The 22458-nt window shown below is 62.8% G+C and carries 23 protein-coding genes; 17 read left to right on the top strand and 6 right to left on the bottom strand.

The window, feature by feature from the left end:
• Position 1: 1 nt before the first annotated feature.
• The 12 genes from ACYP01_RS14695 (at position 2) to ACYP01_RS14640 (ending at position 12216) form a co-directional block, all read left to right on the top strand.
• Entirely contained in the window at positions 2-823 is an 822-nt protein-coding gene (locus ACYP01_RS14695; RefSeq protein WP_003942864.1) for an SDR family oxidoreductase, read from the top strand.
• Complete coding sequence (locus tag ACYP01_RS14690) at positions 820-1623, top strand: enoyl-CoA hydratase-related protein (RefSeq protein ID WP_208690158.1); 804 nt, start codon at positions 820-822, stop codon at positions 1621-1623. Before ACYP01_RS14695 ends, ACYP01_RS14690 begins: the two co-directional genes overlap by 4 nt.
• The gene (locus ACYP01_RS14685) at positions 1610-2830 is read left to right on the top strand and encodes an acyl-CoA dehydrogenase family protein (RefSeq protein WP_019745701.1); all 1221 of its coding nucleotides are present in this window, start codon (positions 1610-1612) and stop codon (positions 2828-2830) included. Before ACYP01_RS14690 ends, ACYP01_RS14685 begins: the two co-directional genes overlap by 14 nt.
• 1 nt (position 2831) lies before the next feature.
• Positions 2832-3614 carry an SDR family oxidoreductase gene (locus ACYP01_RS14680; protein ID WP_007730827.1) on the top strand — a complete coding sequence of 261 codons (783 nt, stop codon included), beginning with the start codon at positions 2832-2834 and terminating at the stop codon, positions 3612-3614.
• Positions 3607-4641 (top strand): phosphotransferase family protein, encoded by a 1035-nt coding sequence (locus ACYP01_RS14675; protein ID WP_039973187.1) that lies wholly within the window; start codon positions 3607-3609, stop codon positions 4639-4641. The genes ACYP01_RS14680 and ACYP01_RS14675 overlap by 8 nt, the downstream gene beginning before the upstream one ends.
• A gap of 45 nt (positions 4642-4686) precedes the next feature.
• Complete coding sequence (gene fabG, locus ACYP01_RS14670; protein WP_020909429.1) at positions 4687-5445, top strand: 3-oxoacyl-ACP reductase FabG; 759 nt, start codon at positions 4687-4689, stop codon at positions 5443-5445.
• 34 nt (positions 5446-5479) lie between these two features.
• Entirely contained in the window at positions 5480-6673 is a 1194-nt protein-coding gene (locus ACYP01_RS14665) for an acyl-CoA dehydrogenase family protein (protein WP_065455054.1), read from the top strand.
• Positions 6670-7767: an acyl-CoA dehydrogenase family protein gene (locus tag ACYP01_RS14660; RefSeq protein ID WP_192712777.1), complete on the top strand. Its 1098-nt coding sequence runs from the start codon at positions 6670-6672 to the stop codon at positions 7765-7767. Before ACYP01_RS14665 ends, ACYP01_RS14660 begins: the two co-directional genes overlap by 4 nt.
• A 31-nt stretch (positions 7768-7798) precedes the next feature.
• Entirely contained in the window at positions 7799-8782 is a 984-nt protein-coding gene (locus ACYP01_RS14655; RefSeq protein ID WP_003943088.1) for an NADPH:quinone oxidoreductase family protein, read from the top strand.
• A gap of 79 nt (positions 8783-8861) precedes the next feature.
• Positions 8862-10061: an acetyl-CoA C-acyltransferase gene (locus ACYP01_RS14650; RefSeq protein WP_459680775.1), complete on the top strand. Its 1200-nt coding sequence runs from the start codon at positions 8862-8864 to the stop codon at positions 10059-10061.
• The gene (locus ACYP01_RS14645) at positions 10058-10843 is read left to right on the top strand and encodes a RhlG family 3-oxoacyl-ACP reductase (RefSeq protein ID WP_007730838.1); all 786 of its coding nucleotides are present in this window, start codon (positions 10058-10060) and stop codon (positions 10841-10843) included. The genes ACYP01_RS14650 and ACYP01_RS14645 overlap by 4 nt, the downstream gene beginning before the upstream one ends.
• A 173-nt stretch (positions 10844-11016) precedes the next feature.
• On the top strand, positions 11017-12216 hold the full coding sequence (locus tag ACYP01_RS14640) for a DUF4185 domain-containing protein (RefSeq protein WP_064113694.1): 1200 nt from the start codon (positions 11017-11019) through the stop codon (positions 12214-12216).
• Positions 12217-12222: 6 nt separating this feature from the next.
• On the opposite strand, the gene ACYP01_RS14635 is transcribed toward ACYP01_RS14640, so the two are convergent.
• The 6 genes from ACYP01_RS14635 to ACYP01_RS14610 form a co-directional block, all read right to left on the bottom strand.
• The gene (locus ACYP01_RS14635) at positions 12223-14262 is read right to left on the bottom strand and encodes a YhgE/Pip family protein (protein WP_459680771.1); all 2040 of its coding nucleotides are present in this window, start codon (positions 14260-14262) and stop codon (positions 12223-12225) included.
• 133 nt (positions 14263-14395) lie between these two features.
• On the bottom strand, positions 14396-14992 hold the full coding sequence (locus ACYP01_RS14630) for an SRPBCC domain-containing protein (protein ID WP_042446276.1): 597 nt from the start codon (positions 14990-14992) through the stop codon (positions 14396-14398).
• On the bottom strand, positions 14989-15366 hold the full coding sequence (locus ACYP01_RS14625) for an ArsR/SmtB family transcription factor (RefSeq protein ID WP_003942971.1): 378 nt from the start codon (positions 15364-15366) through the stop codon (positions 14989-14991). Before ACYP01_RS14625 ends, ACYP01_RS14630 begins: the two co-directional genes overlap by 4 nt.
• 61 nt (positions 15367-15427) lie before the next feature.
• A complete protein-coding gene (locus ACYP01_RS14620; protein ID WP_003942830.1) occupies positions 15428-16111 on the bottom strand; it encodes a GntR family transcriptional regulator in 684 nt (227 codons plus the stop codon).
• 36 nt (positions 16112-16147) lie between these two features.
• Positions 16148-16924, bottom strand: a complete 777-nt coding sequence (gene cuyB / locus ACYP01_RS14615) for a cysteate racemase (RefSeq protein WP_235808427.1) — start codon at positions 16922-16924, stop codon at positions 16148-16150.
• Positions 16925-17053: 129 nt separating this feature from the next.
• Positions 17054-17557 carry a hypothetical protein gene (locus ACYP01_RS14610; protein ID WP_459680766.1) on the bottom strand — a complete coding sequence of 168 codons (504 nt, stop codon included), beginning with the start codon at positions 17555-17557 and terminating at the stop codon, positions 17054-17056.
• Positions 17558-17766: 209 nt separating this feature from the next.
• Here ACYP01_RS14610 and ACYP01_RS14605 point away from each other — a divergent pair, with 209 nt between their 5' ends.
• The 5 genes from ACYP01_RS14605 to ACYP01_RS14585 all read left to right on the top strand — a co-directional run.
• Complete coding sequence (locus ACYP01_RS14605) at positions 17767-18393, top strand: type 1 glutamine amidotransferase (RefSeq protein ID WP_459680764.1); 627 nt, start codon at positions 17767-17769, stop codon at positions 18391-18393.
• Positions 18394-18512: 119 nt separating this feature from the next.
• Positions 18513-19682, top strand: a complete 1170-nt coding sequence (locus ACYP01_RS14600; protein WP_459680762.1) for a DUF4185 domain-containing protein — start codon at positions 18513-18515, stop codon at positions 19680-19682.
• Positions 19683-19704: 22 nt separating this feature from the next.
• Complete coding sequence (locus ACYP01_RS14595) at positions 19705-20967, top strand: helix-turn-helix transcriptional regulator (RefSeq protein ID WP_459680760.1); 1263 nt, start codon at positions 19705-19707, stop codon at positions 20965-20967.
• A gap of 148 nt (positions 20968-21115) precedes the next feature.
• Positions 21116-22204, top strand: a complete 1089-nt coding sequence (locus ACYP01_RS14590; RefSeq protein ID WP_007730860.1) for an S-(hydroxymethyl)mycothiol dehydrogenase — start codon at positions 21116-21118, stop codon at positions 22202-22204.
• Positions 22201-22458, top strand: a 258-nt coding sequence (locus ACYP01_RS14585; RefSeq protein WP_459680758.1) for an MBL fold metallo-hydrolase, incomplete at its 3' end; no start/stop codon positions are given. The genes ACYP01_RS14590 and ACYP01_RS14585, both read left to right, overlap by 4 nt.

Raw genomic sequence — 22458 nt, 5'->3', positions numbered from 1 at the left:
CATGAAGGTTGCCCAGAAGGTAGCAATTGTCACCGGTGGCGGCGGGGGAATCGGCGGTGCACTGGCCGAGCGACTGGCTGCCGAGGGTGCTCGCGTCGTAGTGGCTGACCTGGACGGGGCAGCAGCTTCGGCAGTAGCAGAGGCGATCAACGCGGAGCGTCCCGGAGCGGCCGTGTCTGCCGGTGGCGACGTCTCCGACGAGACGGTCATTGCGGGCCTGATCGCGCAGGCGGAAAAGGAATTCGGCCCGGTCGACCTCTACTTCGCCAATGCCGGCGTTACCGGTGGCATGGGCCTCGACATCAGTGAAGACGTCTGGGACACGACGATCGACGTCAACGTTCGCGCCCACATTCGCGCTGCCAGGCTCCTCGTCCCAGGCTGGACGGAGCGCGGGGAGGGCTACTTCATCAGCACGGCCTCTGCGGCCGGCTTGCTCAGTCAGGTCGGGTCCGCCGCGTACTCGGTGACCAAACATGCCGCGGTCGCGTTTGCCGAGTGGCTCTCGATCACCTACGGAGATCAGGGTGTTCGCGTCAGTTGCTTGTGCCCGATGGGCGTCAACACCAAGCTTCTCTATGAAGGTGAGAACTCCGGCGATCCGGTCGGCAAGGCCGCAACCGGAGCCGTGCTTGCGGCAGGCAATGTTCTCGAGCCTGCCGAATGCGCCGAAATCGTTCTTGCGGCAGTGGATGCCGAAGAATTTCTCATCCTTCCGCACAAGAACGTTCTGGACATGTACCGGCAGAAGGGCGCCGACTACGACCGTTGGCTGCGCGGGATGCGCCGGTACCAGGCGTCGCTCCTCGCGGGAACACGATGACCGAGGAACTCGTTCTCTCCGAGCAGAGAGGAGCGGTGCTGGTTCTGACATTCAATCGGCCCCGCGTTCTCAACGCGTGGACCAACGAGCTCGAAGATCAGTACTACGACTTTCTGGCCGTGGCAGACGAAGATCCCAGTGTCCGAGCAATTGTTGTCACCGGCTCCGGCCGAGGATTCTGCTCGGGGGCTGACCTCGGCAATTTGAAGAACGTCGGCGAAGTCTCCGAAAGTGATCTTGTCCGGCCGCGAGACCGTCATTTCCCGACCACCATCCGCAAGCCGCTGATCGCCGCCGTCAACGGCGTCGCCGCAGGGCTCGGAATGGTCGAGGCTCTGTACTGCGACGTTCGTTTCGGTTCGAGCGCAACACGATTCACTACCGCGTTCGCGCGTCGAGGCCTGATTGCGGAGTACGGCATCTCCTGGATGTTGCCCCGCTTGGTCGGGCACAGTCGAGCAGTCGATCTTCTGCTTTCCAGCCGGATGGTGGATGCCGACGAGGCGTACCGCATCGGTTTGATCGACCACCTGGTCACCGGCGGTGACGTTCTGGACGCGGCGATTGCTTACGCCGAGGACATCGCGGCGAACTGCTCGCCGACGTCCCTCTCCGTCATCAAATCTCAGATGAGTGCCGACGCGCACTCGACCTTCACCGATTCCGCCGGGCGTGCGGAATCGCTGATGCTGAACGCATTTCACGGCCCGGATGTCGTCGAGGGCGTCAACAGCCATCTCGAACATCGAGCCCCTAATTTTCCTTCCCTCTCTGTCAGGAGTTCACATGTCAGTGTTTGAGTTCTCGGATCGCACCAAGAAGTACCAGGCCGAACTGCTCGATTTCATGGACAAGCACGTTTACCCGGCCGAAGCGGTCTACGAAGAGCAGATGCGTGAGTCCGGTAACCCGCACTTCCAGCCGCCGATCATCGACGACTTGAAGAAGGAAGCCAAGGCCCGCGGGCTGTGGAACCTCTTCCATCCCCATCCCGAATGGGGCCCCGGCCTGACCAACCTGGAATACGCACCGCTCGCGGAGATCATGGGCCGCAGCCACCTGGCCTCCGAGGCCACCAACTGCGCCGCTCCGGACACGGGAAACATGGAGGTGCTCACGCTCTTCGGCACCGACGAGCACAAGGAGAAGTATCTCAAGCCGCTTCTCGAAGGCGAAATTCGTTCCGCTTTCGCGATGACCGAGCCCGAGGTTGCCAGCTCCGACGCCACCAACATCCAGCTCCGTATGGACCGTGACGGCGACGAGTACGTGCTGAACGGCCGTAAGTGGTTCGCTTCCAACGCCTTGCACCAGAACTGCAAGGTTCTGATCGTCATGGGTAAGACCGACTTCAATGCCGCCACCCACCGTCAGCAGTCGATGATGGTCGTGCCGATCGATGCTCCCGGCGTCACGATCCTGCGCAACCTGCCGGTTTTCGGCTACCAGGACCGCGAAGGACACGGCGAGATCACTTTCGAGGACGTGCGCGTCCCGGCCAAGGACATTCTCGCCGGTGAGGGTGAAGGATTCGCGATCAGCCAGGCCCGCCTCGGCCCCGGCCGCATCCACCACTGCATGCGTGCAATCGGAATGGCCGAGCGCGCACTGGAACTGATGTGCAAGCGCGCATCCACCCGCATCACCTTCGGGAAGCCCGTCAGTGACAACGCGAATATCCAGGACTGGATCGCCGAGGCTCGTATCGACATCGAGATGGTTCGACTCCTCACACTCAAGGCCGCACACATGATGGACACGGTGGGCAACAAGGAAGCGCGCACCGAGATCGCAGCCATCAAGGTTGCGGCACCGAACATCGCGCTCAAGATCATCGACCGCGCCATCCAGGTTCACGGCGGTGGCGGCGTCACCGACGACTTCCCGCTCGCGATGGCTTACGCCCACATGCGCACCCTTCGCCTGGCCGACGGCCCGGACGAGGTGCACAAGCGCGCCATCGCCAAGCAGGAACTGCGCAAGTACCGCGAAGTCAAGGCGAACTGACATGGCAGGACTGGATCTCACAGGTAAGACGGCAATCGTCACAGGCGCATCGCGGGGCATCGGCCTCGCGACCGCGCAGGCGATTGCGGCGGCGGGCGGAAACGTCGTACTGACTTCGCGCTCACAGGAATCCGCAGATGCGGCTGCCGCGCAGGTGAACGGCAACGCGATCGGCGTCGGCGCTCACGCGACGGACGAGGATGCTGCACGCAAGTGCGTCGAGCAGACGATCGAGCGTTTCGGCAGTCTCGACATCTTGGTGAACAACGCGGGCACCAACCCGTCGTTCGGGCCGATCATCAACCAGGATCACTCGCGCTTCGCCAAGACTTTCGACGTCAACGTGTGGGCTCCAGTCCTGTGGACCGGCCTCGCAGCGCGGGCCTGGATGGGCGAGCACGGTGGTTCCGTGGTCAACACCGCTTCGATCGGCGGCATGGCGTTCGAGGCGGGAATCGGTACGTACAACGCGTCGAAGGCTGCTCTGATCCACATCACCAAGCAGTTGGCGCTCGAGTTGTCACCGAAGATTCGTGTCAATGCCGTTGCGCCGGGAGTGGTGAGAACCAAACTCGCCGAAGCTCTGTGGAAAGAACACGAAGAAGCGGTGTCCGCGTCGACTGCTCTCGGACGCATCGGTGAACCCGAGGACGTGGCCGCTGCCATTGCCTTCCTGGTTTCGGATGCAGCCCAGTGGATCACCGGTGAGATCATGACCATCGACGGTGGCCAGTTGTTGGGTGACGCACTCCCGTTCCGGCAGGGAGCGTCCGTCGGTGGCTAGCGTCGGAGTAGTGGGACTCGATACCGAAGCGGTCACCGGGTGGATCGCAGGCCTGGGGATCGACTTTTCCGGGCCGTTGTCCTTCGATCGAATCGGCTTGGGGCAGTCGAATCTCACGTACCTGGTTCGCGATCAGGACGGCAATCGCTGGGTGCTACGACGCCCACCGCTGGGGCATCTGCTGGCCTCGGCTCACGACGTGGCGCGTGAGGCTCGAATCCTGAGCGCTCTCGAATCCACCGACGTGCCTTCGCCGAGAGTATTCGGGTTGACCGAGGATCCTGCCGTCACCGAAGTTCCGCTGCTCCTCATGGAATTCGTGGACGGCGAAGTGGTGGACCGAATGCCTCTTGCGGAGGCGTTGTCGGAAGATCGTCGCCGGGCAATCGGAATCTCGCTCGCTCAGACGCTGGCGAAGATACACGCCGTCGACCTCGAGCAGGCCGGTCTCGACGACCTGGCGAGCCACAAGCCCTACGCTGCACGGCAGTTGAAGCGTTGGGGAGGTCAATGGGAACAGTCGAAGACGCGGGAATGCCCTGATCTCGACGATCTCACCCGACGCCTGATTGCAGCCCAGCCGGATCACACTGAAACCACGTTGGTGCACGGCGACTTTCACCTACGCAATGTGATCACCTCGGCGAGCAACGGCGAAGTTGTCGCGGCCCTCGACTGGGAACTGTGCACACTCGGTGATCCGTTGGCGGACGTCGGAAGCTTGTTGGCGTACTGGCCGGCGGCTGGTGAGAATACCGGCGGCGATTTCCCGGCATCGGCACTCCCGGGATTCCCCTCGCGAGAGGAGATCTCCCGGATCTATCTCGAGGCCACCGGACGGGATCCTGCTGCGCTGAAGTTCTGGCACACGTTGGGACTGTGGAAGATTGCCGTGATCGCCGAGGGCGTGATGCGTCGCGCCCGCGACGAACCGCAGAATGCCGCCGAGAGCGGAACTCCCACCGTGGAACGTATTGACGCCTTGGTCGCCAAAGCCAGGGAAATTGCAGATCAGGCCGGGATCTGACGAGATCGTCCGGTGTCCGTCGAATCACGAAAGTATGGAGGGCCAGTGAGCCAGGAACGTAGAACCGCAATTGTTACGGGTGCAGCACGCGGAATCGGTGCGGCAGTAGCGAAGCGACTGTCGGAAGACGGTTTTGCCGTCGCCGTGCTCGACCTCGACGAAGCGGCGTGTGCGGGAACCGTCGACGCGATCAAGGCCGCAGGCGGACAGGCGCTGGCCGTCGGCGCTGACGTCTCCGACGAGGCTTCGGTTGCTGCAGCAGTGGATCGTGTGGCCGCAGAACTGGGTGCACCTACCGTGCTGATCAACAATGCCGGTATCACTCGCGACAACCTTCTGTTCAAGATGAGTGTTGCCGAGTGGGATTCGGTGATGAACGTCCACCTGCGCGGAGCGTTCCTCATGTCGCGTGCGGTGCAGAAGTACATGGTGGAAGCGAAGTTCGGCCGCATCGTGAACCTCTCGAGCACGTCGGCTCTCGGTAATCGTGGACAGGTCAACTACTCCGCTGCGAAGGCCGGAATGCAGGGCTTCACCAAGACATTGGCCTTCGAGCTGGGCAAGTTCGGCGTGACCGCGAACGCTATTGCCCCCGGATTCATCGAAACCGAGATGACCGCCGCAACGGCCGAGCGCATGGGCGTCGGCTTCGAGGACTTCAAGACCGCTGCCGCTTCGCAGATTCCGGTCAACCGTGTCGGTCAGCCCGAGGACATCGCGCACACCGCGTCGTTCTTCGTCAGCGAAGGCGCGGGCTTCGTTTCCGGTCAGGTCGTCTACGTCGCCGGTGGACCGAAGGACTGACCGTCCGCTCACCGCTCGAACCGAAGGAATGGGCATGGCTTTCGACGAAGAGGCAGTATCGCGTGATCTCACCGAAAAGGTGAACACGCTTCTCGCGGAGAACGATCCGAACAGCGTGTCGGTATCGGATTTCCTCGGCGCACGATTCGACGCCGGACTGGCGTGGGTTCATTTCCCCGAAGGTCATGGGGGACTCGGTGTACCGCAGAGCTTTCAGCGTCAGGTGAACGCTCAGCTGGAGGCCGCCGGTGCACCGGGCCCGGCCACCGGCAAGAACGGGATCGGACTGGGCATGGCGGCACCGACCATCGCTGCCTTCGGCACCGAGGAGCAGAAGCAGAAGTTCCTGCGCCCGTTGTGGACTGCGGAGACGGTCTACTGCCAGCTGTTCAGTGAACCGGGCGCAGGTTCGGACCTCGCGGCCGTCGCTACCCGCGCCGTCCGCGACGGCGGCGACTGGATAGTCAACGGGCAGAAGGTATGGACGTCGGGCGCGCAGAATGCGCAGCTGGCGATTCTCGTGGCCAGGACCGATCCGTCACGTTCCAAGCATGCGGGTCTGAGCTACTTCATCTGCGACATGACCGATCCGGGCGTCGATGTCCGGCCGCTGCGTCAGATCACCGGCGAGGCCGAATTCAACGAGGTATTCCTCACGGACGTCAGGATTCCGGACGCCAATCGCCTCGGAGCCGAAGGCCAGGGGTGGAAGGTTGCGACCACCACCCTGAACAACGAGCGTGTTGCCATCGGTTCGGGCGCACCGCGTGAGGGAGGCATGATCGGAAAGGTCGCTCAGGCCTGGCGTGACGAGCCCGAGCTGCGTAATCCGGCGATGCACGACGAGTTGATGCGGCTCTGGACCGAATCCGAAGTTGCGCGTCTGACCGGTGAGCGACTGCGCCAGCAGCTCGCCGCCGGCCAGCCCGGCCCCGAAGGCTCGGGAATGAAGCTCGCGTTTGCCGGTTTGGCTCAGCAGATTTCGGGTTTCGACCTCGAGCTGCACGGCGAAGCCGGTCTGCGCTACGACGACTGGACGCTGCGTCGACCGGATTCCGTCGACTTCACCGGGCGTGAACCCGGATACCGGTACCTGCGAGCCAAGGGCAATTCGATCGAGGGCGGAACGTCGGAGATCCTGCGCAACGTCATCGCAGAACGTGTACTCGGGTTGCCGCCCGAGCATCGCGTCGACAAGGACATCGCATGGAAGGACTTACCCCGATGAGCGCCGATCTGTTGTACTCCGAGACCGAACAAGATCTGCGAGCCAGCGTCAGACGACTGCTGAGCGAGCGTGCCGGTGCCGACACCGTGGTCACGGCGTACGACGACGTGTCCGCCGACTTCACCGGGCTGTGGAAGTCGCTGGCGTCGGAACTCGGTTTGGCGGGACTGCTGGTACCCGAAGAACTGGGCGGGGCAGGTGCGTCGACGCGTGAGGCGGCGGTCGTGATGGAGGAGATCGGACGTGCGGTCGCTCCCGTTCCGTTCTTCACCAGCGCTGTGCTGGCGACCACGGCGTTGCTGAAGGCCGGCGAGACCGAGGTGCTCGGTCAATTGGCGGCGGGGGATTCGACGGCTGCTCTGATCGTCCCGTTGTCCACTGCACCAGGAACTTTCACACCCACTGTCAAGGCAACGGCGAGTGGACTCGTCGGCAGCGTCACGACGGTTGCCGGCGTCGCCGAGTCCGATGTTCTTGTTGTTCCGGTTGCCGGTGAGAGCGGTCTGGAGCTGCACACCGTTCGGATCGCCGACGCCACCGTCACGCCGGTTCTGTCCCTGGACATGACGCGCCGATTGGCGGACGTCGAGTTCTCGGGGTCGTCGTCGGTCCGTGTCGACAGCGGCAACGCGGCGCAAGCGGTTGAGGAAGCGTTGCTCTGCGGAAGCGCACTGCTGGCGTCCGAACAGTTCGCTGTAGCTCAGTGGTGCCTCGAAACGACTCTCGCGTATGTGAAGGAGCGCAAGCAGTTCGGCCGGGCGATCGGTTCGTACCAGGCGATCAAGCACCGCCTCGCCGATCTCTGGCTCGAAGTCAGCTCTTCGGGAGCGGCAGCACGATATGCGGCGGACACCTATGCACGCGGCGACGTCGATGCGGCGATCGCAGCGACGGTGGCCCAGGCATTCTGCAGCGGCGTCGCGGTTCATGCTGCGGAGGAGTGCGTCCAACTTCATGGTGGTATCGGAATGACGTGGGAGTATCCGGCGCACCTGTACCTCAAACGGGCGAAGAGCGATCAGCTGTCGCTGGGAACCGCGTATCAGCATCGGGGACGCCTCGCCGAGTTGGTCGACCTCCCGATCTCGTCCTGAAACTCACCCACTATCTGTCTGGAGAATTGCTGTGAAGGCTTGGCGCGTCAACGAACTCGGTCAACCCCGCGATGTGCTCGCGTTGGAGGAGACCGCGGATCCCACCCCGAATGCGACGGAGATGTTGGTCAAGGTGCTGGCGGCTCCGGCCAACTTCCCCGACGTCCTCATGTGCCGGGGTGAGTACCAGATCAAGCCGCCGCTGCCCTTCACACCCGGTGTCGAACTGTGTGGTGAAGTGGTCTCGGTCGGTGAATCGGTGACCAAATTCGCAGTGGGGGACCGGGTGATCGGTAATCCGAGTCTGCCGTCCGGCGGATTCGCCGAGTACTCGGTACTGGATCAGAACAACACGTTCCCGGCGCCGTCGGCTCTCGACGACGCGGAAGCATCCGCTCTGAGCATCGGCTATCAGACAGCGTGGTTCGCTCTGCATCGCCGCACCCAACTGCTCGAGGGTGAGACGTTGTTGGTCCACGCTGCTGCGGGTGGTGTCGGTAGTGCGGCAGTGCAACTCGGCAAGGCGGCAGGCGCCAAGGTGATCGGTGTCGTCGGCGGCCCGGACAAGGCCGAGTACGCGCGCAAGCTCGGCGCAGACCTCGTCGTAGACCGTCACAGTGAGGACTTCGTGGCAGCGGTCAAGGAGTTCACCGGCGGCAAGGGCGCCGACGTGGTCTTCGATCCGGTCGGCGGCGACGCATACGCGAAGTCCACCAAGTGCATCGCCTTCGAGGGACGGATCGTCATCATCGGCTTCGCCGGTGGCACGATCCCGCAGCCGGCACTCAATCACGCTCTCATCAAAAACTATTCGATCATCGGACTGCACTGGGGGCTGTACAAGGCCTACAACCAGCAGGCCATCGACGACTGCCACGTCGAGCTCACCAGGCTCGCCGATGCCGGCTTGGTCAAACCACTGATCAGTGAGCGGTTGTCGTTGACGGACGTTGCCGACGGTATCGGTCGCCTCGGCGACGGCACCACTGTCGGTCGCGTCGTGTTCCAGCCCTGATTCTTGCTGTGCGCCTTTATTAACCCCCGGCGGTTAATAAAGGCGCACAGCACTTCGTGTTCGACGAAAGGATTCCCCGATGAGGCAAGCTGTCATCGTTTCCACCGCCCGTACCCCGATCGGTAAGGCGTACCGCGGCGCGTTCAACAACACTCAGGCTCAAGAGCTTGCTGCACATGCCATTTCGAATGCAGTTCAGCGCGCGGGCCTCGAGGGCGGCGAGGTCGAGGACGTCATCCTCGGCGCCGCGCTGCAGCAGGGCTCTTCCGGCGGCAACGTCGCGCGGCAAGCGGTACTGCGGGCCGGGCTTCCGGACTCGGTGTCCGGAATGACGATCGATCGTCAGTGCTCGTCCGGGCTCATGGCCATCGCGACCGCAGCAAAGCAGATCGTGGACGACGGAATGCAGATCGCGGTCGGCGGCGGAGTCGAATCGATCTCGTTGGTCCAGAACGATCACATGAACAACTTCCGCGCGGCTGATCCGTGGCTGAAGGAAAACAAGCCGTCGATCTACATGCCGATGCTGCACACGGCCGAGATCGTCGCCGAGCGCTACGGAGTCACCCGCGAGCAGCAGGACGAGTTCGCGCTCATCTCCCAGCAGCGGACCGCAGCGGCCCAGGACGCAGGTCGGTTCGATCTCGAGATCGTCCCGCTGCCCTCGATCAAGCAGGTGCAGGACAAGGAGACGGGTGAGATCCGCAGCGAGTCCGTGACGCAGACCCGCGACGAAGGCAACCGCGCTTCCACCACGTTGGAAGGGCTGTCGAGTCTGCGACCGGTTCTGGCCGACGGGACTGTCAGTGCTCATTCGTCCATCACTGCGGGCAACTCGTCTCAGCTCTCCGACGGCGCTTCGGCGTCGGTGCTGATGGAGGCAGGCGAGGCGCAACGCCGCGGGTTGGCGCCTCTCGGTATCTACCGTGGCATGGCTGTCGCGGGTTGCGCTCCCGACGAGATGGGCATCGGACCGGTGTTCGCGATTCCGCGTCTGCTGGATCTTCACGGCCTGAAGGTCGACGACATCGATCTCTGGGAACTCAACGAGGCCTTCGCCTCTCAGGCCCTGTACTGCCGCGACAAGCTCGGGATCGATCCCGAGAAGTACAACGTCGACGGCGGCGGTATCTCCGTCGGCCATCCGTACGGAATGACGGGGGCTCGTCTGGTCGGCCATGCTCTTCTTGAAGGAAAACGGCGCGGAGCCAAGCTCGTGGTGGTGACCATGTGCATCGGCGGCGGTATGGGTGCTGCCGGGCTTTTCGAGGTCGCATGAGCTTGATCGAGGGACTGTTCGACGTCAGTGGCAAGACCGTTGTGGTCACCGGTGGATCACGCGGCATCGGATACATGATCGCTCGCGGGTTTGTCGAAGGCGGAGCGACGGTCGTCATTTCGGCCCGAAAGGCCGAAGCCTGTGACGAAGCCGCGCGAGAGCTTTCGGAGTTCGGCACCTGCATTTCGCATCCGGCCGATCTGTCCACGGACGAGGGGGTCGAGAGCCTCGCTGCGAAGGTCGCCGAGATTTCGCCGACGCTCGACGTACTGGTCAACAACGCCGGTGCCACGTGGGGAGCTCCCGTCGACGATTTTCCGGCCGCAGGCTTCGACAAGATTTTCGACATCAATGTCAAGGCAATCTTCCTACTGACGCAGAAGCTGTTGCCGCAGTTGCGGTCTGCAGCCACGGCGGAAGATCCCGCGCGCGTGATCAATATCGGATCGATCGACGGACTCGTGGTGTCGGGTTCGGAGAACTTCTCGTACGGAGCCAGTAAGGCTGCGGTGCACATGTTGACGCGCAAGCTCGCGGCAACGCTTGCGGGGGAACAGATCACGGTCAATGCCATTGCGCCGGGCCCGTTCCCGTCGAAGATGATGGCATTCCTCCTCGAGGACGAACAGAGTGCAAAGGCTGTGGCGGACTCGGTCCCGTTGGGCAGGGTCGGAACTCCCCAGGATGCTGCAGGTCTTGCCATTTTCCTGGCTTCACGTGCCGGGGCTTATCTGACCGGCGCGGTGATTCCACTCGACGGCGGTGCGAGCGGAGCGCGCTGACCTACTGACTGATCTTCTCTGTCCGAAAAGGCCTGAAAGTCTGAACTACTATGACTTTCAGGCCTTTTCGCGTCTTTGTCTGATTGGGTTATCTGTGACTGCAGTTGCTAGATTGTCCGAGGTTCGGGGGGAACGACGACGACAACACCAACAATCCCGGCCTTGGGGGAGTCATGTTTCGCGCGGGGAGATCGTTGGGGGTGTTCGGGGTAGTTGCTGCTCTGGCAGCTGCTGCCGTCACGGCGGTGGCTTCGCCGGCGATGGCTGCGCCGGGCTGCGTCGGAGTCAGTGGCGTCGGTAGTAGCGGTGGTCCGGCCAATGCGGCGCCGTGGCTCAACGGCAACACCGGAGGGTTGCCAGGTCTATCCGGTCGTACTACCGCGATCGAAAAGGTCACCGGGACATACAGTCCAAACAAGACCGTTGATCGCTTCAATGTCCTGGGTACCGACCTGGGCATCATGTGGGACAACGGTGCGGGGCAGATTCTGACCGCTTTCGGCGATACCACCGGGCTCAGTCGTAACCCCGGCTGCGACGGTTTGGTGGGCGAGTGGCGAAGCAATGTACTCTTCCGCAGCTCGGATCGGGTACTCGCCGACGGTATGCGCATCGACAGTGCGCCGATGGACGGCACAGCTCAGGCGCGTGAGATCATTTCCGGTCTGAAGATTCCGGGTGTCGAGGCCTCCAGCATCCCCACGAGCGGCATCGCAGTGAACGGTGTGCAGTATCTGAGCTACATGTCGGTGCGTAACTGGGGCGAGGCCGGGCAGTGGAGCACGAACTACTCGCAGATTGCCACCTCCTCAGACAACGGCGAAACGTGGACCACTCGTCCGGAAACTTTGCGCCCCAACATCGGTGGGGTTCTTCCCGCGGGTGTCGCCCCCGTCGCCGGTAGCGAGAACTTCCAGATGAGCTCGATGGTGAAGGACGGCGGGTTCGTCTACAACTACGGAACCCCCGCGGGACGATCCGGCGAGGTTCGACTTTCTCGCGTGCCAGAGGGGGCGATCCTCGATCTTTCCGCCTACGAGTACTGGAACGGAAACGGCTGGATCCTTGCCGATCCCGCTGCGGCCGTACCCGTCATGGACGGCCGCATCGGTGAGGTCTCCGTTCAGTACAACGAGTTCCTCGGCAAGTTCGTGGCGATGTACGCCGACGCGTTCAGTTCGATCGTGATGCGAACCGCTCCCAGTCCGGTCGGTCCGTGGACGGCACCGGAGACACTGGTCAATCTGGTCGAGGTTCCCGGTATTTACGCCGCATACATCCACCCGTGGTCCAGTGGTTCGGATCTGTACTTCCTTGCCACCACGTGGGCCGACTACAACGTCATGTTGATGCGTACGACGCTCGTTCGCTGATCCGGCTCACGCTTGCGTTTGCTGGAGGTACACGATCTCCTCGGTGATCGGCGCGTCGTCATCGGCGTCGGTCGGCGGTTCTTGTCGGCGGCGCCACCAGATGGTGAACAGGACGGCTCCGATCACCAAGGCAGCCAGAGCGATTACCGCCACCCAGAATTTCGGGCCGTAGTATCCGACAAGGACCATGCGCATGGCGTTGCGCGCCCACGTGAGTGGCATCAGAGCGTGCAGCCACTGCAGAACCGTCGGCATCTGTTCGATGGGGTATACCGCGCCGAAGGCGAAGATCTGAATCATCAAGGCGCCCAGAGCGATGAAGGTTCCGTTGACGGCACCGAACACAACGGTGAAGAGCCTGCCCGAGCTGACCGCGGCGGCACCCACCAGGATCATCACTGCGATCATCGCCAGAACACTAGGTGGTTCGACGTTTGCCACGGTCAGTGACACCACCGACAACACGAGCGCCGCGACCAAGGTGACCAGGGCGGGAATGCGGTAGCGGCGCAGCCCCTCACGTACCACGCTGGTGTGCGAGTTCAGTGAACGTCCGCGTCGTGGGCGGACGACGAACCACGTGAGAATTCCGCACAGGAACAGTGCCACCGAGATCACGGCAGGTACGGCTCCCGGCCCGAAACCGGCTGCGGGATAGTTGTTCCGCGCGTCGACGGCAACCGGGGAAGAGAGGAGATTGGCCGTGGTGGCGCGCTCGTCGTCCGTGAACTGCGGTACCTGGGCGGCACCGTCGGACAAACCGGTGGCGAGTTGCGCGCTGCCCGCGTCGAGCTCGCCGACGCCGGCCGATAGCTGCCCGAGACCGTCACGGAGCGCAATACTTCCAGTGTCCAACTGCCCCAGCCCGGTGGAGAGTTCCTGTGCACCGGTAGCGAGTTGGCCTGCGCCGTCGGACAGTTGGCCCAGGCCGGTGTTGAGTTCACCTGCACCGGCCGCGGCGGCAAGGAGCCCACCACGGTAGTCGCTGCTCGGATCAGTGAGCTGCCGCGAGATTTCCCGCGCGCCGTCGCGAAGCTGACCGAGCTGACCGATCACGTCGTCGTCCGACGGTTGTGCAGTCAGGGAAGCCCGCAGTCCACCCAGGGCTTCGACGAGTCCGGCGGAGACCGGATCGGCCGAGTTTCGAAGCATCGACGTGAGGGCGTCGATCTGACCGACGACGGCGTCCGAGGACCCCGCGAGGTCGAGTACCGGGGTGGTGACCATGTCGACCACTTCGCTGATCTGTCGGGCGCCTGCGCCGAGTTCGTCGGTGCCCCCGACCAACTGGTTGAGTCCGCTGCTCAGCTCGCCCGAGCCTGCAGCAGCTTCGCCAGCTCCGGCAGCCAGCTCGCCGGCTCCGGCGGCCAGCTCCTTGCCGCCCTGATTTGCTTCGCCCATGCCGGTGGCGAGTTCCTTGCTTCCAGCGTAGAGCTCGTTGGTTCCGGCAAGCGCTTCGGAGGATCCGTCGGACAGCTGTTGCGCTCCTGCTGCTGCTTCACCGAATCCTGTTCCGAGTTCACTCAACCCGACCAGCACCTGGTCGATGGACTGCTCGCCGATCGACTCGGAGACCGCCGAGCGCACTTGAGCGATGATGCTTTCACCGACCGGGCCGGCGACCAGACTGTTGTAGTCGTTGTACAAGACGTCGAGTTCGGCCTTGCGGCCCGAACCTGATGCGGCACTGGCCACATCCGCGCTGAAAGTTTTCGGAATGACGACCGAGAAGTAATAGGTGCCGTCGTTGACGCCGTCGGCGGCTTCCTGTTCCGAGACGACCTTCCATGCAACGTCTCCGCTCTCGACGAGCGCGGCAACAACTTCATCGCCGGCTTGCAGACGTGTTCCGTCGAGTTCTGTGCCCGCATCGGCGTTGACGATGGCGACGGGCAAGCGGTTGACCGTGTCGCCCGGATCCCACAGTGCCCACATGTAGAACGCCGCAATCGACAGCGGTGCGATGACGAGGACAGCGAGAACTGTCCGGATGATGTGCGTTCGTCGCGTCGTGGCCGCGTTGTCGACTACGGGTTGTGGCGCCATGTGGAGCTCTCTTCTCGTGGACCGAAGCAGGTGTGGCACGAAAGGAAGCCACCAAAACTGCTGGACATACGTCCAGCTCGGTCACGATACAAAGCAAACGGCCATCCTGTGACCGTTTTCGAAGAATTGGGCGTTATCGGTCGCCGTGCTCTGCCTCGATCTTTGCCCACTCCCACCCTCGGAAGTTGGCCAGACGAAGCTCCTCTGCTTCGTCGAAGGTGTACCACTCGGTGCTCGGCGCATCAGGGAGAGTGCCGCGCAAGTATTCGCCCAGGTAGTGAAGTGGGCCTTCCCAGCCGGTTCCGACGCCGTAGCAGCCGGTGTCCGGGTCGTTGCGGAAGACATCGGCGACGGAGGCGTGCTCCAACTCGAGCCAGGTGGCGTCGGGGCCGTCTGCAGTCAGCCGGATCTCGACCTGATCGCTGTATCCGCGATCGCCGGGCGGTGTCCACTGCAGTCGCAGCAGGTGTGGGGCGTCGCAGGCCAGGATCTCGCCACTTGCCTGGCCTTCGAAGGCGTACGAGCCGCCCACCTGGAAGTCTCCGCTCACCGGAAGGAAGAAACGGTTGATGCGGTCAGGGGTCGTGATGGCATCCCAGACGTCGTCGACCGACGCGTTGTAGCGGCGCTTGAGTACGGCAGTTCGAGCCGAACCTTCTGCGATGTCGCGGTTACCCATGCTCCGCTCCACCGCGGTGAGGCTGGTGTCCTGGTTCGCGATCTCGGTCATTGTGAGTCTCCTTCGTCGGAAGAATTCGATTGTGAAGATCTGCTCCGCTTCGAGCCGCGTCGTTTCCCGCGTGCGAGTTCTGTGGCCAATGCGTCGAGAGGGCCGCTCCAGAACTGCCGGAATCCGTCGAGCCATTGGTCCACTTCTTGCAATGGCGCGGGCTCGACGGCATAGAGACGCCTGGTGCCTTCGCTGCGGACGGTGGCGAATCCGTTTTCTCGGAGTACTCGCAGGTGTCCGGACGCGGTCGGTTGCGAGATTCCGAACTCCGCTGCCACGACTTCGGCGATCTGACCCGCCGAGCGCTCGCCGCCGGACAGGAGTTCCATGATTCGTCGCCGCACTGGGTCTCCGAGAACGTCGAATGCATGCACCAGTCATTTATATCGGCAATGACCAATATAGGCAAGCGCCGAAACTTGTACCCGGACTCGGTCAGTCCGAGAGCGCGAACTCGTCGGCGTCGAAAAGTTCGCCGATCAGCCCGCCGAGATGGCGTCGATGTTCGGCTGACAGCGTCGCTGCCGCCTCGGCATCGTGGTCTGCGCACAGCTTGATCAGTCTGTTGTGATGATCGACGGAGTCCTGGCTCCCGAGGAGGCTCGAGAACTTGCGGTAGTAGATGCGGTGAATTTGTGGGTGAACCTGGTGAATCAGCTTCTTCAACAGCGGATTCGCCGCAGCATCGATGATGACGCTGTGTAGGCGATCGTCAGCGGTCAGGGCTCGGCCTATGTCGTTTCGCTTGACGGCGGCAGCGAAGTCCTTGTTGGCCGAACGCATCGCCCCGATCATCTCGTCGGTGAGATTCGGTACAGCGGTGACGACGGCCAGTTGGTCGAGAGCTTCGATGACTGCGAGTGTTGCCTCGACGTCGCCGCGGTCGAGGGTGGTGATGCGTGTGTACGCACCGGGTTTCGCTTCCACGAGTCCGGTGTCGACCAGCCTTGCGAGCGCTTCGCGGACCGGAGTTCTGCTCAAGCCCAGATACTCGGCGAGTTCGCTGTCCTTGATCTTCGAGCCCGGCGCCAATTCACCCGTGACGATCGCTTCGCGAATGCGTTCGAGAGCGATGTCGCTCATTCGTGCTCGCTCAACCGGTTTACCGCCACGCAACATACTGGATATCGTACTCTGCAGCCTCCCTGCTGCAGGTCAGCCCGAAACGACCATCGAAGGGTGTCTCCGGGCATCTGCAACCCGCCGGAGCAGAGCGCGGGCGAGAATTGTTGCCGGATCGATGATCTGACAGGTTGTGGCGTCGGCGGGCAGTCCGAGCGGAATCTCGGTGCATCCGGCCACGACGACCTGCGCGCCCGATTCGACGAGAAGATCAGCGGCCCTGACGAGCTTGTCGGTGGTCTCGTCTCCGACGTTGCCGCTCTTGATTGCTCGGATCGCCGGCATCACCAGTTCGTCCTGGATCGCAGGTCCGGGCACCAGGACGTCAATCGAGTATTCCGACAGCCATTGTTGATACAACCCGGTGCGGACCGTCCCCGTGGTGGCCAATAGTCCGACGGATGTGACGGCGGGTGAGAGCGTCCGGATGTGCCGAGCGACTTCGTCGATCATGTGGACGACGGGAAGTCCCAGTTGGGACGAGATGGCGGGCAGGAAGGCGTGGGCGGTATTGCATGGGATGGCGAGCGTCGTCGCGCCCGACTCTCGGAGAACGCGCGCACCGCGGATCAGCCAGGGGGTGGGGTCAGGGCCGTTCTCGGTGAGTGCCAATGTCCGGTCGGGAACGGTGGGATCGGCCCAGATGACAACTTTGGGGTGCTCCTGATCCGTCGAACCTGGTGTCAGCGCAACGAGTTTGGAGTAGAAGTCGGCAGTAGCGGCGGGCCCCATGCCTCCGAGTATTCCGATGACGGGGTCGCTCATGGCCGCCGGAGAGTTGACGCTCTGCCGTATTCGTTGCACCTTCATATTGCAATCCAACCTTTCGCATCCAATATATTGGATACTCGTAATGTTGACTACAGTGAAGGAGATCGGAGGTGGTTGTCAAGTAAGGCGCAGCGTTCCCGGAATTGCGAAGTTCGAAAACTCAGTCGATCAGCAAGGGTTCGGTTCGCCGATCTTCACGGCCGAGAGCACGGCTTCGATTTCCCCGAAAGGACTTCCGGCAGAGGGTGTCTGATCGACGACAATCCAGTTGGAATCGACCAGTTGGCGTCGACCCGCGCCGGTTGCGTCAGCACTTCTGGAGAAGAAGACTCCGGCCGACTGAATGGTGTCCTGCGCGCCTTGAAGATTCATGCACACGACGTTGGGCATGATCGCGGGAGCTGCAGCGGGCGTCACTTCCGCGGCGACTGGGGTCGTGGCCAGTGGAGAATTCGTCGTACCGATCACCGAGGTGGTCAATGGAGCCCGAGTCGTCGTGGGTTGAGTTGTCGAGGTTGCAGTGGTGGTCGCGGTGGATGTTGATTCGGCCTCGCTGTCGGTGCTTGTTCCTGAGCACGCGGCAAGTGACGCCAAGGCGAATGCGCTGAGTCCGATGCGAACGGCAGTTGAGGGCGGGCGAATCGATGTCGAAAAGAGGTGTGGTGCGCGCACAGACGTTCCTTGTCGGTAAAGGGGCGATGAAAGCGGAGATTCGAGCGCAGAGCACATCCGACGCCGTCGATGTGCCTTATGTCGAATAGAACCATAGGCTTTCGGCACCGGATTCGAGAGGAATTGCCTACATGCATTTTCTGGAACTACGACACGCGCAGTGTGAACCCCCAGCGGCGTATTCGCCTGTCCTGGAGAGCTACGGAGACGTGCAGACTGTTCTTCTGGGCACCGACCCGCTTCCGGCACATCGACGGTTCGACGCCGTGATCGTGATGGGCGGGCCGATGGGCGTCGGCGATCAGGGCGAGGTCGAGTGGTTGGCATCCGAGATCGAATACATTCGCGATCTGGTTGAGAACGACGTCCCGGTGTGGGGAGTGTGTCTGGGTTCGCAGTTGCTCGCCGCAGCGCTGGGTGCTCGCGTCTACACGGGAGCGGTACCCGAAGTCGGAGTTGAGGAGATCACCTTGACTGTCGAGGGTCGGCAAGATCCGGTCTGGGGAGATCTGCCCTCCACATTTCTTGCAATGCAATGGCATTCGGATACCTTCGACATACCGAACGACGCGGTGCGGCTCGCTGGTTCAGCCAAGTATTCGAATCAACTCTTCCGATACAAGCAGAGTTACGCCGTTCAGTTTCACCTCGAAGCGTCCTCCGCGGTGGCGCGCGAGTGGATGGAACTGGCCGAGTACCGCGATTCGCTGCATGCTTCGTTGGGAGTGGACGGTCCGCGCATCTTCATGGAGCAGTTGGGTGCAGCCGAGTCGCAGGGGCTCGAGATTGCCGCAGCCGTGATGGAGAAGTGGTTGAAATCGATCTCTGTTGAATAAGGCCGTTTTGTCCTGATTGACCGATTTACCTGTTACCTTGTGTTGTCGTGGGTGGATGAACCGATCCGGTCGAGCAAGACACCTCGTAGAGTCCGGATCTCCCCCGCGAAAGGGGAGCGATGCGCCGGATACGGAAGATATCGATAGCTGCAGTGACGTGTGTACTCGCGTCGACCGCGGTCTTGGGGGCGACCCAGGCTCATGCATCCCCGTGGGATTGCAACGTCACCGGCAGCTTGGATCAATCAGGTGGGCCGACCAATCCGATTCCCTGGCTCAACGGAACGGACGGGAAACTTCCGGAACTGCAGGGCCGCACCTCGGCGGTCGAGTACATCACCGGCGCGCTCAGCCCCAACCAAACCGTCGAGCGTTTCAACGTTCTCGGCACGGATCTCGGCATCATGTGGGACAACGGCGCAGGTCAGGTCCTGACAGCCTTCGGCGACACCGTCGGCATCGGATCTGACCCCCTGTGTTCCGGGGTGGTCGGTGACTGGCGCAGCAACGTCCTGTTCCGTAGCTCGGACGGAAATCTGTCCGACGGCATGAACATCGACTCCTCGCCGACCGACCGGCCGAATCACTCGCGCGAGATCATCGGAAGTCTGAAAGTCACCGGTGTCGAAACCAGCAGCATTCCGACGACGGGTATCTCGGTGGGTGGCGTTCAATACGTCAATTACATGTCGATTCGCTCGTGGGGAGGGTCGGGCGAGTGGGTCACCAACTTCTCGCAGATCGCGTCCTCGCACGACAACGGTGAGACCTGGCAGGTCGAACCGGCCTCGTCCCGGCCCAATCTGCCGTTGACGGGTAACGACAACTTCCAGATGGGTTCCTTTGTCAAAGACGGTGGTTACGTCTACAACTTCGGTACCCCCGCGGGACGTTTCGGCGAGGGGCGCCTCTCGCGGGTCAAGGAAGCCTCCATCGCGGACGTCGCGGCGTACGAATACTGGGACGGAAAAGCATGGGTCCCCAACAATCCCGCTGCCGCTGCAGTAGTTCTCGACGGGGATGTCAGCGAACTGTCGGTGCAGTACAACGACTATCTCGGCAAGTTCGTCGCGATGTACTCCAACGAGTGGGGAGCGCTGGTGCTGCGGACGGCGTCGGACCTGACCGGCCCGTGGAGTGCACCCGACGTAGTGATCGGCACCGACGAGGTTCCGGGCCTCTACGGCGCGTACATGCACCCCTGGTCACAGGGGCAGGACCTCTACTTTCTCGCCACCACCTGGTCCGACTACAACGTGATGCTCATGAAGACCACGCTGCACCAGTGAACCGGATGGTTATCGTTGACCGGTGAGCACCACCGACAATGCGCTACTGATCACCGCCCTTCGAGACGTGTTGGTGGGACCACTACCCGAAATCGGCCGACGATTTTCGACGTTGATCGCGGACATGGCGCCGCACACTTCCCTGGTGATCTTCACCCGTGAATGCACCGGTAGGCCGCGCAAGGTCGCTGGGGATCCAGCCGTCGTCGATCGTGTGACCATCGCCGAACTCGACCGTATCCGTACGGATCTCACTGTCGGACAGATCTTTCGGGGAAAATGCGCTGTCGCCGGCCGGGACCGTGAGGTGCTCGCGATGCTTGATCGAACCGATACGCTTCTCGTTCTGACGCCGCACCCCGTACCGGTGAAGACAGCATCCCTCGAATTGATCCAGGCACTGTTCGCGGTGACTGCAACCGGAATTCAGCTCCAGGTGCGGAACGCGAGTCCGGCATATCTCGCCGAGTCGCGGGCAGCGTCGTCCGAGCGTGCACGCACCGTGGCAGAGATGACGGAGGTGCATGCGGCCACCCTCGAGACGATGCTGGCGACGCTGCGCTCGGCGGATCTCGACGACACACGTGCGCGAACCTCGGCAAGGGAGACTGCGGCCTCGGCTCTGATCGGCCTGCGTTCGGCCGTCGACGTGCACCGCGAGTTGGCCGAGGAGTCGACCACCACCGCTTTTGCGCGGATGCGTGGGGAATTGCGTTCGCTGCTCAAGCATCGGGAAATCGCGTTGGAGTTGGTGGAGCCACCCGTCGACGGGCGTGGGTTACCCGGTGAAGTGGCGCACGGCGCCCGCGCGGTCGTCCGCGGCGCGGTCTTGGCCTTGTCGGATCAGCAGACGCTCTCGCGTATCCGGGTGGCCTGGACGCTCGACGCGGCTTCGCTCTCGATCGACATTCGCGACGACGGTGGTGGTGAAGCCGACGTGGTTGACGTGCAACGCCAATTGCGTTCGAGGGTAGAGACTTTGGGCGGAACCGTCGAATCCGAGTCGACGCCCGGGTGGGGGAACCGGATCAGCGCAACCATCCCGCTCGACGCGCCCGTCGCCCTACCGAACCGCGACGTCCTGACGGAACTGGCTCCGCGGGAGTTCGAGGTACTCGAGCATCTGGTGGCCGGACGGCGCAACAAGGCAATCTCGGAGCGACTCGGCGTCAGTGAGAGCACAGTCAAGTTTCATGTTGCCGGGGTCCTGCGAAAATTGGGCGTCGAGAGTCGGGGTGCGGCGGCCGCCGCGGGCGCGGAGGCCGGCGTGAAGCCCGCACCCTAGTCCTTTCGGCCAGGTCGGTCAGTCAGTTCGACCAGGGTTGCGGGCACCTGCTTCGGGCTAACCTTTCAACGAGTGCACATATCGCAATGTGAAAACACGGCGCCATGTGACGACACGTCCTCAATCGCACGAAGCCAGGAGCAAAGCCATGCCACAGCAGGTACGCGGCGTCATCGCCCGATCCAAGGGTGCCCCCGTCGAAATCGTCCCCATCACGATTCCCGATCCCGGCGCCAACGAGGTAGTGGTCGCCATTGCAGCGTGCGGTGTGTGCCACACCGACCTGACCTACCGCGACGGCGGAATCAACGACGAGTACCCGTTCCTGCTCGGGCACGAGGCGTCGGGCATCGTCGAGAGCGTCGGCCCCGGTGTCACTCACGTCGAGGTGGGCGACTTCGTCGTCCTCAACTGGCGTGCCGTGTGCGGGCAGTGTCGTGCGTGTAAGCGTGGCCGCCCGCAGTACTGCTTCGACACGTTCAACGCCGAGCAGAAGATGACGCTCGAAGACGGCACCGAACTGACGCCGGCACTCGGCATCGGCGCGTTCGCAGACAAGACGCTCGTTCACGAAGGCCAGTGCACCAAGGTCGACGCCTCGGCCGATCCGGCTGTCGTCGGACTGCTCGGTTGCGGCGTCATGGCCGGCATGGGTGCCGCGATGAACACCGGCAACGTCGGACGCGGTGATTCGGTGGCCGTGATCGGGTGTGGCGGCGTCGGCGACGCAGCGATCATGGGTTCACGCCTGGCCGGTGCCAATACCATCATCGCCATCGACCGGGATCCGCGAAAGCTGGAGTGGGCCACGGAACTTGGTGCCACGCACACGATCAATGCCACCGAGGTCGACGACGTCGTCGAGGCAGTCCAGGAGCTGACCGGAGGTTTCGGCGCCGACGTGGTTGTCGACGCAGTCGGCCGTCCCGAGACCTGGAAGCAGGCGTTCTACGCCCGCGATCTCGCGGGAACCGTAGTGCTGGTGGGAGTTCCGACGCCGGATATGAAGCTGGAAATGCCGCTGGTGGACTTCTTCTCGCGCGGCGGAGCCCTCAAGTCGTCGTGGTACGGCGATTGCCTGCCCGAGCGTGACTTCCCCGTTCTGGTCGACCTGTACCAGCAGGGGCGTCTGCCGCTCGAGAAGTTCGTCAGCGAGCGCATCAAGCTCGACGAGGTCGAGAAGGCATTCGAGACGATGCACCGCGGCGAGGTTCTCCGTTCGGTGGTGGTCCTGTGACATTGCGAGTCGATCGCGTCGTCACCTCGGGCACGTTCAGCCTCGACGGCGGAACATGGGACGTCGACAACAACATCTGGCTGATCGGTGACGACAACGAAGTGGTGATCGTCGACGCAGCTCACACCGCGCAGCCGATCATCGACGCTGTCGGTGGACGCAAGGTGATCGGAATCGTCTGCACCCACGGCCACACCGACCACGTCACCGTTGCGCCGGAGCTGGCCGAGAAACTCGACGCTCCGATCTACCTG

The sequence above is a fragment of the Rhodococcus sp. no. 34 genome (genome assembly GCF_054589475.1).
The sequence above is the reverse complement of the archived record's forward strand: the minus strand, read 5'-3'. Positions and strand labels throughout refer to the sequence as shown.

Bases quoted from the DNA above. Each gene is read 5' to 3' on its own strand.
- ACYP01_RS14620 (WP_003942830.1), bottom strand. From the start codon at position 16,111: ATGTTGCGTGGCGGTAAACCGGTTGAGCGAGCACGAATGAGCGACATC.
- ACYP01_RS14650 (WP_459680775.1), top strand. From the start codon at position 8,862: ATGAGGCAAGCTGTCATCGTTTCCACCGCCCGTACCCCGATCGGTAAG.
- ACYP01_RS14635 (WP_459680771.1), bottom strand. From the start codon at position 14,262: ATGGCGCCACAACCCGTAGTCGACAACGCGGCCACGACGCGACGAACG.
- cuyB (WP_235808427.1), bottom strand. From the start codon at position 16,924: ATGAAGGTGCAACGAATACGGCAGAGCGTCAACTCTCCGGCGGCCATG.
- ACYP01_RS14590 (WP_007730860.1), top strand. From the start codon at position 21,116: ATGCCACAGCAGGTACGCGGCGTCATCGCCCGATCCAAGGGTGCCCCC.
- ACYP01_RS14680 (WP_007730827.1), top strand. From the start codon at position 2,832: ATGGCAGGACTGGATCTCACAGGTAAGACGGCAATCGTCACAGGCGCA.
- ACYP01_RS14685 (WP_019745701.1), top strand. From the start codon at position 1,610: ATGTCAGTGTTTGAGTTCTCGGATCGCACCAAGAAGTACCAGGCCGAA.
- ACYP01_RS14660 (WP_192712777.1), top strand. From the start codon at position 6,670: ATGAGCGCCGATCTGTTGTACTCCGAGACCGAACAAGATCTGCGAGCC.
- ACYP01_RS14665 (WP_065455054.1), top strand. From the start codon at position 5,480: ATGGCTTTCGACGAAGAGGCAGTATCGCGTGATCTCACCGAAAAGGTG.
- ACYP01_RS14630 (WP_042446276.1), bottom strand. From the start codon at position 14,992: ATGACCGAGATCGCGAACCAGGACACCAGCCTCACCGCGGTGGAGCGG.
- ACYP01_RS14695 (WP_003942864.1), top strand. From the start codon at position 2: ATGAAGGTTGCCCAGAAGGTAGCAATTGTCACCGGTGGCGGCGGGGGA.
- ACYP01_RS14640 (WP_064113694.1), top strand. From the start codon at position 11,017: ATGTTTCGCGCGGGGAGATCGTTGGGGGTGTTCGGGGTAGTTGCTGCT.
- ACYP01_RS14600 (WP_459680762.1), top strand. From the start codon at position 18,513: ATGCGCCGGATACGGAAGATATCGATAGCTGCAGTGACGTGTGTACTC.
- ACYP01_RS14690 (WP_208690158.1), top strand. From the start codon at position 820: ATGACCGAGGAACTCGTTCTCTCCGAGCAGAGAGGAGCGGTGCTGGTT.
- ACYP01_RS14645 (WP_007730838.1), top strand. From the start codon at position 10,058: ATGAGCTTGATCGAGGGACTGTTCGACGTCAGTGGCAAGACCGTTGTG.